Origin of the sequence: Chitinophaga sp., from assembly GCF_039596455.1 — a bacterium.
Taxonomy (GTDB): Bacteria; Bacteroidota; Bacteroidia; order Chitinophagales; family Chitinophagaceae; genus Chitinophaga.
Genome location: NZ_JBCNJR010000009.1, coordinates 121,072 through 136,638, shown reverse-complemented (window position 1 = coordinate 136,638; position 15,567 = coordinate 121,072). Strand labels below are relative to the sequence as shown.

At 56.6% G+C, this 15,567-nt stretch carries 8 protein-coding genes; 3 read left to right on the top strand and 5 right to left on the bottom strand.

All coding sequences use genetic code 11. From position 1 onward, the window contains the following. Positions 1 to 107 precede the first annotated feature (107 nt). The 3 genes from ABDW36_RS22620 to ABDW36_RS22610 all read left to right on the top strand — a co-directional run bounded on the left by ABDW36_RS22620 (position 108) and on the right by ABDW36_RS22610 (position 2,958). On the top strand, positions 108 to 1,094 hold the full coding sequence (locus tag ABDW36_RS22620; protein ID WP_343704207.1) for a histidine kinase: 987 nt from the start codon (positions 108 to 110) through the stop codon (positions 1,092 to 1,094). 92 nt (positions 1,095 to 1,186) lie between these two features. Continuing rightward, the gene (locus tag ABDW36_RS22615) at positions 1,187 to 2,248 is read left to right on the top strand and encodes a histidine kinase (protein ID WP_343704206.1); all 1,062 of its coding nucleotides are present in this window, start codon (positions 1,187 to 1,189) and stop codon (positions 2,246 to 2,248) included. 11 nt (positions 2,249 to 2,259) lie between these two features. After that, a complete protein-coding gene (locus ABDW36_RS22610) occupies positions 2,260 to 2,958 on the top strand; it encodes a LytTR family DNA-binding domain-containing protein (protein WP_343704205.1) in 699 nt (232 codons plus the stop codon). Positions 2,959 to 3,107: 149 nt separating this feature from the next. On the opposite strand, the gene ABDW36_RS22605 is transcribed toward ABDW36_RS22610, so the two are convergent. The 5 genes from ABDW36_RS22605 to ABDW36_RS22585 all read right to left on the bottom strand — a co-directional run bounded on the left by ABDW36_RS22605 (position 3,108) and on the right by ABDW36_RS22585 (position 15,325). Continuing rightward, entirely contained in the window at positions 3,108 to 4,832 is a 1,725-nt protein-coding gene (locus tag ABDW36_RS22605) for an alpha-L-arabinofuranosidase (protein ID WP_343704204.1), read from the bottom strand. Next, positions 4,832 to 6,064 carry a glycan-binding surface protein gene (locus ABDW36_RS22600; protein WP_343704203.1) on the bottom strand — a complete coding sequence of 411 codons (1,233 nt, stop codon included), beginning with the start codon at positions 6,062 to 6,064 and terminating at the stop codon, positions 4,832 to 4,834. Before ABDW36_RS22600 ends, ABDW36_RS22605 begins: the two co-directional genes overlap by 1 nt. 18 nt (positions 6,065 to 6,082) lie before the next feature. Then, positions 6,083 to 7,726, bottom strand: a complete 1,644-nt coding sequence (locus ABDW36_RS22595) for a RagB/SusD family nutrient uptake outer membrane protein (protein ID WP_343704202.1) — start codon at positions 7,724 to 7,726, stop codon at positions 6,083 to 6,085. An 18-nt stretch (positions 7,727 to 7,744) separates the two neighbouring features. After that, on the bottom strand, positions 7,745 to 10,933 hold the full coding sequence (locus ABDW36_RS22590; protein ID WP_343704201.1) for a TonB-dependent receptor: 3,189 nt from the start codon (positions 10,931 to 10,933) through the stop codon (positions 7,745 to 7,747). A gap of 222 nt (positions 10,934 to 11,155) precedes the next feature. Continuing rightward, positions 11,156 to 15,325, bottom strand: coding sequence for a two-component regulator propeller domain-containing protein (locus tag ABDW36_RS22585; RefSeq protein WP_343704200.1), 4,170 nt, complete (start codon positions 15,323 to 15,325; stop codon positions 11,156 to 11,158). Positions 15,326 to 15,567 lie beyond the last annotated feature (242 nt).

The following is a 15,567-nucleotide window of genomic DNA, read 5'->3' as shown; positions in this document are numbered from 1 at the left end:
AGGTCAAAAACTGTACGTACCGGCATTTTACGGGTACGTACCGGCGGCCGGGGAGGACGAAAAAATATGCGCCAAAATGCCCGCGGATGCTGTATCTTGGGGCGGTTATGAGCAACCGCGCACCATACCGTTACCTTGCCCACCTGGCCATCTGGATGGCCCTGGTAACCCTGTACATTTTCCCTGTGCTGCGGGTAAACTGGGAAAGCACCCTGGGCCTGCGGTGGACGGTGATCCGGTATCTCGGCTACGGTTTTATCAATTTCCATCTCTTTTACCTGCTGGTGTTCACCGCCCTGCCGCTGCACGCTAAAAAGCAGCATGGCAAAGCGGCAGCGGCCGCCGTGGCGCTGGTATTGTCTTTCTGCCTGATCAAATACGGTGTGGGGCATCTCTTTCCGGATGAAGTGCTGCAAAAGGCTATTGCCCTCATCGGCCTGCCCAAAACGTATTTCACCTTTGCCGGTTACTTCCGCCTTACGCTGCAAACAGGCATAGCGGTAACGGCGGCGGCGTACGCCTATTATATTTTCCTGGGCTGGCGCAGCGGCGACAAGGAAAGCCGCCTGCTGCAAAAGGCCGCTGCAGACGCGCTGCGGCAATACGAGCGCATGCAGTTCTCCTCCACCCTGCTGCTGCACAAGCTGAAAGCGCTGAACACCATGCTGCAGCAGGAAGACAAGCGTGACGGGGAAGGCGTGGCCGCCATTCTCCAGCTGTCTGAGCTGCTGCGGTACATGCTGTATGACAAGGCGGCCCAGCAGGAGAAAGCCCCCCTTGAAAAAGAACTGCAATACTATCATACCTACCTGCAACTGCACAACCGCCTCTTTCCGCACCAGCAGGTGCAGCTGCATATGGAAGGCACACCGCAGGGCCTGTACATAGAGCCGTTGCTGCTGCAAACCGCTACCGAAAAGCTGCTGCAGAAGCAAGCCACCGCCGCCCCCGTTACGCTGCGCCTCCAGATAGCGCCCGGCGCGCTGGCCCTTTCCCTGCCGCCCCGCGGCGCCTGGCAGCGCCTGCTGTCTTCCCTCAAAGGGTACCAGGTGATGCACCGTTTCAAAACACCGTTATATGCCGAAGCTGTCTGATATAGTAAAAGCGGGAAACCTCCTTTTTAAAACACCGTTCATGCTGAAGCTTGCAGTACAAACGGGCATTCTTCGTCCTAAACCGCCATTTCATGCCGAAGCTGTCTGATACCGGGCGCAGGGTGGTTGAATTTACGGCGCTGCTGCTGGTATGGATGGCGCTCATGTACGGTATGGACCTGCTCAGCACCTCCGTAAAACTTACGCCCGCCATCCTGCGCAGAATGCATATCAGCAACGGCCTGTTCGGCTTCATCAACTTCCTGCTTTTTTATACCGCCACCCGCTGGCCCTTCCCGCAGTTCCTGGAAAACCGCCAATGGCCGCGGCTGCTGGGAGCGCTGCTGCTGCTCATTGTAGTAGCTATCTGCATCAAATACCTGGTGGCTTACAATTTCTTCCGTGACGATGTATTGCTACGGGGCAGGCGCAACGTAGTGCAGGTATACACCACCTTCTGGCAGTATGCCCGCAGCGGCTTCTGGAACAACTCCTTTGTGCTCATGGCCGCGGCGGCCTATGTGCTCTTTTTCAGCTGGCTGCGGGAAGACAAGCGCCGCAAACAATTGTACCGTCAAAAGCAGGAAGCGGAGTTTGCCTTCCTGAAGATGCAGCTGAACACGCACTTCCTTATGAACAGCCTCAACAGCATCTATTCCCTGGCGCTGGTACGCTCTCCTGAAGTGGTGGGCGCCACCCGTACGCTGACGGACATACTGGAATACATGGTGGCGCAGCCGCCCGTTACCGGCTACCGCAGCAAGCTGACAGATGAGGTACGTTACCTGGAAGATTTTATTGCCATGCAGCGCCTGCGCACAGGCTGCGGCAACTGCGTGCAGATGACGGTAACCGGCCGGGCAGACCAGCATGAAATTGCGCCCCTGCTGCTGGTGCCTTTCGTGGAGAATGCGTTCAAACATGGTATTGCCAACCAGCCGGCCAACCCGGTGCGCATCAGCCTGCATTGCGGCCCGGAAATGCTGGAGTTCAGCGTACACAATGCCAAGGCGGCGCGGCGGAAAGACAAAACGGGCGGCATAGGGCTGCTTAATGTGCGCAAGCGGCTGGAGCTGGTGTATGGGAACAGTTATACCCTGCAGGTGCAGGAAACGGAGCAGGACTATTATTGTAATTTGCAAATACGCTGGTAAATAGCAAACATATGGCCGTACAATGTATTGTAGTAGATGATGAACCACTGTCTGTACAGGTGATCACGGAGTTTATACGGAAAATGCCCGAACTGCAGCTGCTGCGCAGCTTCAACAACCCGCTGGAAGCACTGGCGTACATGCAGCAGGAGCCGCAGACAGGACTGGTATTTCTTGACATACAAATGCCTGAGCTGACAGGCATAGAATTTATGCAGATCAGGCAGGGCACGGCAGACGTGATCATTGTGTCCGCCTACGATGAATATGCGCTGGACGGCTTCCAGTATGACGCTACAGACTACCTGCTCAAACCGGTTTCTTTCGAAAGGTTCACCAAAGCGGTTCACAAGGTGCTGCAAAAGAACACGCCCAAAGCAGCGCCCCCGCCTGCCGCCAGCGAACATATTTTTATCCGTACAGACAAACGCATCATACGCGTTAACCTGCCAGATATTCTCTACCTGGAAGCCCTGCGCAATTACGTGGCCATCCAGACCACTTCCCAGAAAATACTCACCCTGCAAAACCTCCGCAGCTTTGAAGAAGTGCTGGCGCCGCAACGTTTTGTGCGGGTGCACAAATCGTTCATTGTGGCTATAGACAAAATAGACAGCGTGGAAAGGCAGCGTATCTTTTTGGGCCCGCATACCGTGCCCATCGGGGATACGTATGTAAAACAGTTTTATGAGGCTATCAGGATGGGGTGAGGCGGCGGCATCGTTCACCAGCAATATGCCAGCTTCACGCCACGGCAAATACCGGCAACCAACTGACAGCAACGCGCCGCGGGGCGCCATCCGTCAACACTGTGCTTTTCTGCGGCTTTACTTTGCCGACGGCAATGTTATTATTCCGCTTAATCCTCCACCACCGCAAACACCACAGACATGGGCGGCAAAGCCAGCCTGATGCTTTCCCCCACCGGTGCAGACCACGCCTTCAGCGCCTCGTACCCTTCCGGCCCGCCCGCCGCGCCTGCCGGCCCCTGCCCGTTCACCAGCACCTTGCGTGAAAAACCGGTGCCGCCGTCTCCGCCGGTGAGCACATACCAGTAATACCGCTTGCCCGGCCTGAAGTTGCGGAAAGCCAGCTCCACATTACGGGCAACGGTGCCCTTGTTCACCAGCGCCAGCCCCATTTCACCGGAGCTGTAGGTAGACGCGTATGCGCTGATGTTGGCATTGCTGCCGCTCACTTCGGTATTCACCAGCCGGTCTCCCACCATTCTGCGGAAATAATAGAGGTAATAAAAAGCCGGGCGCGGCGCCCATCTCGTTTCACCGGAAGCGGGCTCTCCCTGGCTGAACAGGCCGTGATCATTCCCGTTTTCCCAGGCATTGGCCAGGTCCCAGCGGCTGGCCATGCCGTAACGGTTTTTCATCAGCTCTCCCACTACCAGCACAGCATGCATGCCTGCTACCTGGGACACCATTTGCTGCGAGCCGGTGGCAAAAATATTCCACTCCGTAAGCGCCAGCGGTTTCATGGGCGCCTGCGCGGCCGTAGCGGCGGCCGTTACGTAATCCAGTATGGCTTTGGTGACAGCGTCTGCGGAGGCCAGTATTTCCGGCGGGTTGGAGTTGGTATTGTACGGCGTGAAATAACTGTGCACAATATAATAATCTGCTCCCGTTGCCTGCTTCAGTACGCCGGCGTTCCACTGCTTGTCTGTAGCCGTGGCCCAAAGCGCGGGCTCATGCTCCAGCAGCTGCGCGCCGATGTAGATGGTTTTGCCCAGCTCTGCCGCGGCTTTACGCATGGAATCCGCAAATACCTTGAAGTGCCGGCCGTACAGGTCTCCGGAGATGATGGCCGGCTGGCCGTCTTTGTTATTGGTAACGTCTATGCGGTAACCGGCCTGCCATACGCCGTTGCTCTCGTTGCCTACTTCCCAGTAGCGGGTGCGCCCCTTGTCGTACCGTACCCAGTCTGCCGCCAGGTGCGCGGCGGCGGCTACGGGGTCTGCGGCGGTGCCGTACCGCGCGTAGGCGTAGTTGATGGTGATAATGCCTTCATTGACGGTTTGCTCCAGCATCTTGTAATAATTGGCCACAGACATCGTCCAGCTGTCTGTATTGCCGCCGTACCAGTAGCCGGCGTCCGTGAGGTGGCCGTCTGCGTCAGACAGCTTCTCGGGCGTGCCTGCGGGGCGGGCGCCGGGGGCCGCGTTCCAGAAAAACACGCTGCTCAGGTTGCCGCCGGGATAACGCACAATGCCGGGGCAGAGCGCCTTGAGGTGATGCAAGAGCTGCGGCTCTGTCACCACCTGGCTCATGTAGATGTTGCTGTTATTGCCGAACAGCGCGGGGGATATTTTGGTAACAATGGTAGAAGCGTCTGCCGTTATGGTGTAGGCCGCATCTGCAGGCGGCTCCTTCTCCACGTAAGGCGGCGCCGTGAAGGCCTTTTCCTTCCAGCCTTCCATAAAGAAACCGATGGAGGGCGCCACGGCGGGATCAGGAACGGTGATGACCGTTCCTGATGTATCGCTCCCGTTATATTTTTCCGCGGATTTTTTATTACATGCCATCACTGTTGTAAACACCATGCTTAACAACATACCACTAGCTGTTCTTATCATTACCTGATCTTTATGATTCTGAAATTGTCGAATGCGGCGTTGAACACTTCTATAGGCGTATCTCCCGCAATAAAGCGGTAGCCGAAGGCCACCTTGCCGTCTGATTTTACCACATCACTCATGGCCACCGCATTGGAGCCTGTGCCTTCTATACCGTCTGCGGTAGACTTGAACTCAGACAAGGGGATGGTTACAGTGCCCCATTTGTTTTCGGTATGGAAACGCTGGCCCGGCGCGCCGCTGAACGGCATAAAGCGGTAGGCAAAGGTGGTGGGGCCATCGTTGAAACGCAGTACACAGATGGCGTTCGTCCACGGTTCTTTCGTATTCACTTCAAACTTCAGCGCGTAGTTGCTGGCCTGCTCCGTAAGCACGGCGGGCGTAAAGCGCTGCACTTCGTTGAAGTTGCCGGAGCGGTTGCCGTTCCACCAGGCGCCGTCGTTAGCGCCTACGCCGCCAAAGATGTTCTGCAGGTAATAACCGCGGGTACCGGGGAACAGCGCCGCATCGTTGGTGCGGTTGGCGCCCCACCAGGCCCAGTTGAACACCGGCGTTTCACCTTCTTCCGGCTTTTCTGTGAGGTTGCTGAGCAGGTTGGCGCTCTGGTGGTCGTTCAGCGGGCCGTGAGAGCTGACGGTGCCGTACTTGGCATGAATGGTGATGCGCCCGGTGTCTGTACCCAGGTCTGGCATGATCATCCCTACCCAGGTACCGGCCTCATCTCCGGCAAGCGCCGTTACTTCGCGGCCGCCGGGGAAGGTTACCTTGTCTATCAGCCACAGGCTGGAGCCCACAATGATCAGCGAGTCTCCGGGCTGCGCGTTCTCATTGGAGATGTAGGCAATGGAGGGCGGCGGGATGTCTACCGTAAAGGAATAGCGCGTTTCCCCATGCGTGGTCACAATGTGTATCTCGTTGGGCACACCGGGGTCTGTGGCCTCTGTGGGCGCATTGTCAGGAATGGTGAGTATGATGTGGGTGTGGGTATTGTACGTTGGATTGAAGTAGGCCGGCAAACCGTTGAAGGAGATGCTGGTAACACCGCCCAGGTTCTCACCCGTGATCAGCACCAGGGTGCCGGGCAGGGCGCGGATGAACGCACTGTCTTGCCGGGCGGAATCCAGCAGGCTCACCGCCTTCACCACGGGCGGGCCGCTGAAGTCGTTGTCTTTGGAACAGGCCGCCCAGAGCAGGCATAGTAGCAGAAATGCAATGCAGGTATGTTGACGCATAATTTTCATTTTTAGGCATTAAAACTGGTAAGGTACAGGCGGCTTGCGCAGGTTGGGCGCGGCGGCCATTTCAACTGCCGGGTAAGGCAGGTAAAAGTTGCTTTCCGTTACCGGGTAATAGGCCGGCACATCTGACGTGATGGTCCAGGACGTGGCGTAGGCGGGCGCGTTGGGCACTATGCGGTAGGAGCCCCTGTCCTGGTTGCTGAGCATGTTCAGCACCTTGGCGGGGTTGTAATAGTGCATGCGCACCGCATCGTACCAGGCCTGCCCTTCCATGGCCAGCTCCAGCTTGCGCTCATTGAACACATCATCTTCGGTGATGAGCGCTTTTTCTCCCAGCCCCGCGCGGGTGCGCACGGCGTTGAAATATTTTAGCGCCAGTGGGTCTGCGGTAGACGCGGCGGCGCCCAGTTTGGCCTCTGCGTATACGAGGTACAGGTCTGCCAGCCGCAGCATGTAGGTGTTGATCTCCGTATGCTGCTGCGTAACCTTGCCGTCATTGTCTTCCGGCCTGCCTACCACGTATTTCTTTACCCAGGCGCGGGTGTTGTAACGGTCTGAACCTACAAAGTTCCAGGGCACCTGCAGTTCCTGTATGATCTTTTTGCCGGGGTTGGCGGGGTCGTCTACAGACTGGTGGATGTAGCTGTAATGCGTACCGGGCATCATGAAGGTGGCTTTCAGCCGCTTGTCTGCCGGGGAGTACATCTTCAGGATGTCCAGCGAGGCGCCGAGGTCTCCGCCCCAGCCGTCTCCAAACCCGGTGATCTCTGAACCATAAGCCAGGAAGGCCTGCACGCTGTTTTGCGTGCCCCAGTCGCCATCATACTTCCATTGCAGGGCAAAGAGGCTTTCGGAGTTGTTGTTGTTCTTCATGAGGAAGAGGTCTTCGTAATTGGTCATCAGCCTGGCGCCGCTGTTCTCTATCACGTCCAGCGCATGTTTGGCCGCACTGTCCAGGTCTGACTGGTTGCGCGTGCCGCTAACACCGGCGCGGGTGAGGAACATTTTGGCCAGCATGCCTTTGGCCGCCCATTTGGTGAGGCGCCCTTTGAGGGCGGGTGTGGGCGGCAGGTACTCAGCGGCAAAACGCAGGTCGCGGATAATGAACTCCCACACGGTTTCAACGGTGTTGCGGGTGATGGACGTGTCTGTGAGCAGGGTGTTATTGTCCGTAATGATGGGCACCGGCCCCCAGTTCTGCACCAGGTAGGAATATGCCACCGCGCGCATGAAGCGGCCTTCCGCAATGCCGGCCTGTTTGGCGGCTTCAGACACGGAGGGGGCGGTATACTTGGTGAGGTTGTTGATGATCATGTTAGACTGGGCCACCACGTTGAAGAAGGAGGTCCACGAGGTGTACACTTCCCCCGTTACGTCTGTGGTTTGCATGCGGATGTTCTCCACCTGGTAGGAGCCGGACATGAGCACGCCGCCCCTGCCGTCTCCCAGGCCGTGAGAGGCCTTGTCGTTATACGCAAACCATACAATGTTGTACAGCGGCGCCGTACCGGCCAGCACCTGCTCCGGCGTCTTGTAGAAGTTCACGTCTACAATGGCGTCTTCCGGCGGCCGGTTCAGAAATTCCTTGCTGCATGCGCCCAGCAAAATGAGGCCTGCCAACGCTATGATGTACCTGGTATATGTAAGCTTGTTCATGATGTAATATTTTCTGCATTAAAAATCAACGCCAATGCTGGCCGTGTACAAACGCGTGAGCGGGTAGCGCCCGGCGTCTACCGCTATGAGCTGGCTGTTGAGCTGCACTTCCTTGCCGAGGTAGGCGCCCACCTCAGGGTCAAAACCTTTGTACTTCGTGAAAGTGAAAAGGTTCTGCGCCCCTACGGTGAGCCGCACGCCCTTCACCACGTTCTGTTTGCGCAGCAGGGCGCCGGGGATGTTGTAACCCAGCTGTACGTTTTTGATGCGGATGTAGGAACCGTCTTCCACAAAAAGATTGGTGAAGCGGTTGCCGTTGCCGTTGATGTCGCTGCCTACAATGCGGGGTACGGTGGTACCGGGGTTTTCCAGCTTGCCGTCTGCCGTTACGCGGGCATAGTTAAAGGCGTCCCGCAGCAGGTTGCGGCCCAGGTTGATGTTATTGGGCTGCGTGTTGGTGTAGGCCAGGTAATTGAAAATATCGTTCCCCTGCGCCCCGGTAACCAGTATGCTCAGGTCAAAGCCTTTGTAGGCAAAGGTGTTGGTAAAACCGAAGGTGAGCTTGGGCCAGGGGTTGCCGATGAAGGTCTGGTCGCGGGAGTCTATGATGTTATCTCCATTCAGGTCGCGGTACCTGATATCTCCTGTCCAGACGCCCGCATCTTTGTTCACCGGCAGGCGGGAGCCGTCTGCCTGCGCGGGAATGGCGCTTTTGTTGATCTCTTCTTCAGACTGGAAAATACCTTCCGCTATGTAGCCCCAGAACATCCAGGGCGCCTGCCCGAGGGCGGAGCGGGAAGTGAAGTTGTCCATATACCAGGCGGAGCGGGAAAGAAAGGCGGCGTCTGAGTAGAACTTCGTGATCTTGGTTTTGAAGGAGGAGACGTTGAGGTTGCTGCGCCAGGTGAAGCCGTTCCTGTTATCGATATTCACCGTGTTGACAGTGATGCCGAAGCCCCTGTTCTCCATGGCGCCGATGTTCACGATGGGCGGGTTGATGCCTCCTTCTCCCTGCGTGCCCATGTAAGCCGGCAGCGGGTTCGGCATCAGCAGGTTGTCCGTTTTACGGATGTAATAATCTCCTTCCAGCTGCACCCTGTCTTTGAACAGGCTCACGTTCAGGCCAATGTTCTGCGTTTCGGTAGATTCCCATTTCAGCCCGGCGTTGCCATACTGCCCCGTGCGGAAGCCCGCGCCCCAGGGCGTGGTAACGGAGTTGAGGGCGGAGTACTGCGCCCCGCCGCTGCCGTTGTTGCCGGTGGTACCGTATTCCGCGCGCAGTTTCAGGTCACTGATAAAAGTGAGGCCGCGCATGAACGGCTCTTCTGAAATACGCCAGGCGGCCGATACGGAAGGGAAATACCCCCATTTGTTCTCAGGCCCGAAGTTGGAGGAGCCGTCTGCCCGGCCGGCCAGCTGCAGGATGTATTTATTGTCATAAGAATAATTGATGCGGCCCAGCCAGGATTCCAGCGCGCCGGAGCCCTTGGAGCTGCCCGTGGTTTGCCCCAGCGCATCCCCCAGGTTGATGGAAGGTATCTCGTTGCTGGCAAAACCTACGCGGGTAGCGGAGAAGTTCTGGTAGTTCCAGGCCTGCGCCTCATGGCTGGCCATTACGCCAATGCTGTGTTTGCCGATGTCCGTATTGTATTGCAGCAGCTCGTTGAGGTTCCAGTAAAAATTGCGGTTACTGGTAATGCTCAGGCTGGCCTTTTCATTGGCATTGAAACCGAGGCGGTAAGTGGGGGTGAACTTGCTGCCGTCCGCATACTCAAAATTGCCGTTGAAGCTGGTGCGGAACACCAGGCCTTTAATGATGTTCACATCTGCGGAAATGCCGCCCAGGCCGCCCGTTCTTTTCAGGTTATTGCTCACCAGGTTGGCAATGGCCACGGGGTTCAGCGGCGCAAACTTGGCATTGCTGCCGTACTCGTTTTCCGTGGCGCCGCCCCAGCTGCCGTCAGGGTTCTTTACGGGAATATTGGGGGCCAGGTTGATGGCGTTGCGGATCACGTCTTCACTGGTGGAGGCCAGCTTTTCCTTGGTCTGGTAAAAGTTGAGCGAGGTGCTGAGCTTCAGCCATTTGAACGCCTGGTTATCGAGGTTCAGGCGGAAAGAATAACGCTCGAAGTTGGAGCCGATGGCCACCCCTTCCTGGTCAAAATACTCGCCGCCCAGGTAGTAGGTGGTATTATTGTTGCCGCCGCTCATGGAGAGCTGGTGTTTTTGCAGGGGGGCGGTCTTGAACAGCGCATCCTGCCAGTTGGTGCCCGCGCCCAGCACGGAGGGGTTGGCAAACTCGGCCGTGGGCGTGCGGTTGAGGATGGCCGCAATTTCATTGTTCATGATGGCAAACTGCTGGAGAGACATGGTAGGCAGGTTGTCCGGCTTGTCTTGCAGGGAGTATAAATAATTATACCCGATCTTCAGCTGCCCGGCCTTGCCTCTTTTAGTGGTCACCAGCACTACCCCGTTGGTGGCGCGGGAGCCGTACACCGCGGTGGCGGAAGGGCCCTGCAGTATCTCCACAGATTCTATATCCGAGGGATTGATGCCGGCCAGGGGGTTCACAGAGCTGGTATTGCCGTAAGAAACGGTGGCCGGCTGTATCTGCACCCCGTCTATAACATACAGCGGCTCATTGGTGCCGCTCAGGGTGTTCACCCCGCGTATCACCACGGAGAGGCCGCCGCCGGGCTGCCCGGAGTTCTGGGTAACGTACACACCGGCCGCACGGCCCTGGATGGCCTGGTCTATAGTGGTATTTACCGTTCTGTTGATGTCTGCCGAGGTGATAGATACCTGGGCGCTGCTCTGGTCTGTTTTTTTCATCTTGCCGTAGCCTACCACCACCACATCATTGAGGATGCGGTAGTCTGTTTCCAGGCTTACGTTCATGACGTTGGAGCTGCCTACTTTCAGCTCGCGGCTGGCATAGCCGATAAAGGAGATACCGATCACCTGCCCCGTTTCAGCAGGAATGCTGAAGTTGCCGCTGGCATCTGATACCACCGCATTGGTGGAGCCCCTGACAACTACGGTAGCCCCTGCCACCGGCCTGCCGGTAGCCTGGTCCGTAACGGTGCCGGTGATCTTTCTGGCCGTAGACGTGGCGTTTTGTGCATACACCGGCTGCGTGGCCAGCCAGGTGCAGACCATGGCCCATAATACCAGGCATAGTCTTACTGCAAAACTGTTTTTTTTCATACGTAGAAATTAGTTTTTGAGTGGAATCTGGAATTTTGAGTGACGACTTTGGTTGTTATTTCATAGTGGCTAAAGCTAGGTACAGGCGCTCATATTCCGGGGCGGAGTATGTTTATTATCACGGACAGAATGTTGCCCGCTATAGATCAAATGTTTATTTGAGGGGTATCATTTGTTGCCTGACAGGGGGAAGAATGGCCATGGTGCTGCATTCTGACCTGGCTACTTCCGCATGGCCGAAGCATAGGCCGAAGGCAGCATATGATAGGCTATCTTGAAATACCGGGCAAAGTACTTGGGGTTGTTGAAGCCCACCTCGTACGCCACCTCGGTGATATTCATTTCCGTTTGGCTCAGCAGCCGGGCGGCATGCTGCAGGCGCACGGTGCGTATAAATTCTATGGGTGAATGCCCCGTGAGGGCAAAAATGCGTTTGTATACAGATACCCGGTTCATGCACAGCTCCCGGCTGAGCATTTCTACGGAGAAGCCGGCGTCTGACAGGTGTTTTTCCACAATTTCGAGGGCGCGGCGCATGAACTTGTCATCTGCGGTAAGCGCCGCCTCCTGCGCGGCCTCCGGCCGGGGTATCACCAGCTGCACGGGCGCCTGCCTGGCCAGCAGGTTGCGCACGCGGGAAAGCATGATCTCGAAGTTGAAGGGTTTCACCATATAGTCTGCCGCGCCGGTTTCCAGGCCTTTCAGCTGCGCATCTTCCGCCGCCATGGCGGTGAGCAGTATAACAGGTATCTGGCGGGTACGGGCATCGGCATTGATCTTCTTACACAATTCCAGCCCGTCCATCAGCGGCATGTCTATATCGCTCACCACCAGGTCCGGCAACCGGGCCAGGGTTTTCTGCCAGCCTTCGGCGCCGTTGGCGGCCTCTATAATATCATACCATTCCTTGAGGTTGTCTTTGAGGTAGAAACGGAAATCGTCATTGTCTTCCACCAGCAGGATGCTCTGTTTTTTCCGTTTCCGTTTGTCTGCCGGGCGGGCGGCGGCGCGGTGGTTATCCTCCATAGGGGCTTCCGTATACGAGGCCGCCGCGCCCGAAACCACATCTCCGGCGCCATGCAACGCCTCATGTGTACCGCCAGGCGCCGGCCGGCCCAAAGCGGCGCGCCGGAGCGCTTCCGCGCCGTCATTATTACCGGCCGCAAGGCCCTCCGCCCCGGCCCTCACCACCGGGAAGCGCAGGCTGAAAGTGGTGCCTTCGTTCTCCTTGCTGTACACGGTAATGGTTCCGTTGCAAAGCTTCACGAACTCCTTGGTAATGGCCAGCCCGATGCCGCTGCCATGGCTCACAAAAGTGCCGGGATTGTGCAGCTGGAAATAACGCTCGAATATCGTTTCCTGCCGCTCTTCGGGTATGCCAATGCCGGTATCCTGTATGCTGACATCCAGCCACTGGCCGGCCACGTTGGCCGTTACGCTGACGGAGCCGCCTTCCGGCGTGAATTTGAATGCGTTAGACAGCAGGTTGAAAAGGATGCGCTCCATCTTGTCATGGTCAAACAGCGCGGGCAGCCGGGTGCAGTTGGTATGATAGCTGAAGGCCACCCCCTTGCGTTCCGCCAGGTCTGTAAAGGAGTCTGCCGTTTCCTGCACAAAGGCCATCAGGTCTCCGGGCGCGGGCGCCGGCTTCAGCTCCTGCATCTCCATTTTCCGGAAGTCCATCAGCTGGTTCACCAGGTTCAGCAGGCGGCGGGCGTTGCGGCGTATCAGCTGGAAGCGCTGCTTCTCATCGGGGTCTCTCGCCTGTTTGATCATTTCTTCTATGGGAGATAAAATGAGCGATACGGGCGTTCTGAACTCGTGGCTCACATTGGTGAGCAGCTTGATCTTCATCATGTCAAGCTCATGCAGGCGCTGCGCCTCCCTCCGCTCCTGCTGCAGCGCAAAGCGGCGGTGAGCGCGGTTGATGGTCATCTTGCGGGCAAACAGCAGCAGCGCCACCGCGGCCACCGCGTACAGCAGGTACGCCCAGGTGGTTTTCCAGAACGGCGGCAGTATGCGGATGCGCAGGGAAATGCCTTCCTCGTTCCATACCCCGTCTTCATTAGCGGCCTTGAGGTGCAGCACGTATTCCCCCGGGTTGATATTGGTGTAGGCAATGCGGCGGGTTTTACCGTCCGTGGTCACCCAGTCCTTATTAAAACCTTTCAGCTGGTAAGCGTAGCGGTTCTTATGGGTGTTGATGAAATTGAGGGCGGCAAAGTCTATGGCAAAATCGTTCTCGTTATGCCGCAGGGTGATGGCCGGGGTTTCCGGCAGCGCCGCGGGCAATACCACATGGTTCTGCCGCTTCTCGCCTACCGTCACGGGTTTGTTGGAGATGTGCAGGCCGGTGAACACCAGCACCGGCTCATGCTGGTTCTGCCGCATGTCTGCCGGGTTGAAAATATTGAAGCCGTCTGCCCCGCCAAACAGCAGCTCGCCGGAGCGCAGCCGGAAGCCGGCGCTGACGTTGAAGGCCCGCCCCTGCAGGCCGTCATCTTCATCATAATTCCGGCAATGGATGTGAATGCCGTTATGGTCTTGCTCTACGGTGATGCGGCTCAGGCCGTTGGAAGTGCTCACCCATAACTGGCGGTTATTGTCTTCCAGTATGCTGTTGATATTGTTGTCAGGCAGCCCGTCTTCAATACGGAAAGAACGGAAAGTGCCGGTTTTGGCGTTGTACACGTTCAGCCCTTCCCGCGTGCCGGCCCACATGTTACCGCGACTGTCACAATGCAGCGAAGTCACGTTATCATTGCTGAGGTTATGCGTGCTGTGCAGCAGGTGCGTGAAAGTGCCCTTCTCCTTGTCCATAATATCTATTCCATAAGCCGTGGCAATCCAGAGATCGCCGTTGGGGCTTTCGGCCAGGGCGCTGATGAAGTTGGAGTGTACAGAATTGGGCAGGCTGATATTGTTGTGATAAAAGATGCCGTTGCCGGGGTCAAACCTGTCCAGCCCGCCGCCCAGGGTGCCTACCCAGAGGTTGTTCCGCTTGTCGCGGTAAATTTTCCAGACCGTTTTATTAGACAGGCTGTTGGGATCTTGCTCGGAATGGCGGTAGTGGTTGAAGCGGCTGTGGTTGTAATAATCCAGGCCGCCGAAGTAATACCCTATCCAGAGGTTGTCCCAGTTGTCTACATAGAGGCTGATGATCACGTCATTACCAGGACTGTTGTCATCCGCAGGGTTATGTTTGAACTGGCGGAACGTGCCCGCCTGGCGGTCAAAGTAGATGAGCCCGCCGCCGTTGGTGCCAATCCAGATGTTGCCTTTTTTATCTTCCGCAAAACAGTTGATATCGTTATAGCTCAACCCCGGCCCTTTCCCCGCCTGCTTGTTGCGGTAGAGGGTAAATTTCATTTTGTTTTCCGCATAGTAGCTGATGCCTCTCTTGTAGGTGCCGCACCAGATGATGCCCTGATCGTCCCGGTAGAGCGCGTATATGGCGTTTTCCGCTACGCTCTTTACATCATCCGGCTGGTTGGTGAGGAAGGTGGAAGAAAAATCATGTTTGTTCACCAGGTTGATGCCGCCATGGTCTGTACCAATCCACATGGTGCCATGCTCATCCTGTATCACGCTGTTCACAATATCATTGTTGAGAATGCCCTGGCGGCGGGACACGTGTTTGACCACATTGGTCTGCGGGTTGAGGTACATCACCCCGAAGTCTATGCCCGGCATGTACACCCACAGCTCTTTTGCCGCATCTACAAACAGCTGCAGCGTGAGCGGGCGCGCGGTAACATACTTCCGCAGCACGCCGGTGTTCTGAACAATATGGCCCGTGCGTGCGTCCAGCTTCAGCAGGCCGCCGTTGTAGAGCAGCACGTACAGGAAATCCGCGCCGTACATTTTCATATCCGCTACAGACGCTTCGCCGCCCGGTAACGGAATGCGCCGCGCGCGGCCATCGGCCTCCATGCGGTATAGCCCGGAGTCTGCATAGGCTACCCAGCAACTGCTGCCCGCCTTCAGCACGCTGCTGACGCCCAAAGCGGGCATGCCGGCGGCCTGCAGCCAGGGAGCGGCGTTGGAGAACTGTTCCTTTACCGGGTCATAAAGATTGTCTCCATTACGGGTTTTGATGAACAGGCGGTTATCCGGCAGGGAAAAAATATGCGTGATGTAATCGTCACTGAGGGAAAGAGAATCCGAGAGGCTGTGCCTGAACACCCTGAAGTTGCTGCCATCGTACCGGTTAAGGCCGCTCATGGTGCCGAACCAGAGAAAACCTTTGGCGTCTTTATGAATACAGTTCACCTGGTTATTGGAGAGGCCCGTGTGGATGTTGAGGCCTGAAAATTGTACAGGCTGCTGCTGCGCATAGGTAAACCGCAGCAGGAAAAGCAGCAACAAAACCAGTATGCAACTTCTTAACATGGAATTTGGACGTGGGTGTGTGGTGAATATAACAATTTAGGTGGATATATCACTAAAAAAGGGCTGCTTCCGGTATTGACAGCAGTCCTTTTTAGTATTATTTAATTGTTATATCACTTCACAAAAATGTACATATATTATCAACCTGACAAGCTTCGGCCATCCTTCGGTGATCCTTCGGTCAACCTTCGGTTAAACACCCTCAAACCCGTACTGCCACCGAACAACACCGAAGGATCACC

Excerpts from the sequence above, each read along its gene's own strand:
- ABDW36_RS22620 (WP_343704207.1), top strand. The coding sequence starts at position 108 with ATGAGCAACCGCGCACCATACCGTTACCTTGCCCACCTGGCCATCTGG.
- ABDW36_RS22615 (WP_343704206.1), top strand. The coding sequence starts at position 1,187 with ATGCCGAAGCTGTCTGATACCGGGCGCAGGGTGGTTGAATTTACGGCG.
- ABDW36_RS22610 (WP_343704205.1), top strand. The coding sequence starts at position 2,260 with ATGGCCGTACAATGTATTGTAGTAGATGATGAACCACTGTCTGTACAG.
- ABDW36_RS22605 (WP_343704204.1), bottom strand. The coding sequence starts at position 4,832 with ATGATAAGAACAGCTAGTGGTATGTTGTTAAGCATGGTGTTTACAACA.
- ABDW36_RS22600 (WP_343704203.1), bottom strand. The coding sequence starts at position 6,064 with ATGCGTCAACATACCTGCATTGCATTTCTGCTACTATGCCTGCTCTGG.
- ABDW36_RS22595 (WP_343704202.1), bottom strand. The coding sequence starts at position 7,726 with ATGAACAAGCTTACATATACCAGGTACATCATAGCGTTGGCAGGCCTC.
- ABDW36_RS22590 (WP_343704201.1), bottom strand. The coding sequence starts at position 10,933 with ATGAAAAAAAACAGTTTTGCAGTAAGACTATGCCTGGTATTATGGGCC.
- ABDW36_RS22585 (WP_343704200.1), bottom strand. The coding sequence starts at position 15,325 with ATGTTAAGAAGTTGCATACTGGTTTTGTTGCTGCTTTTCCTGCTGCGG.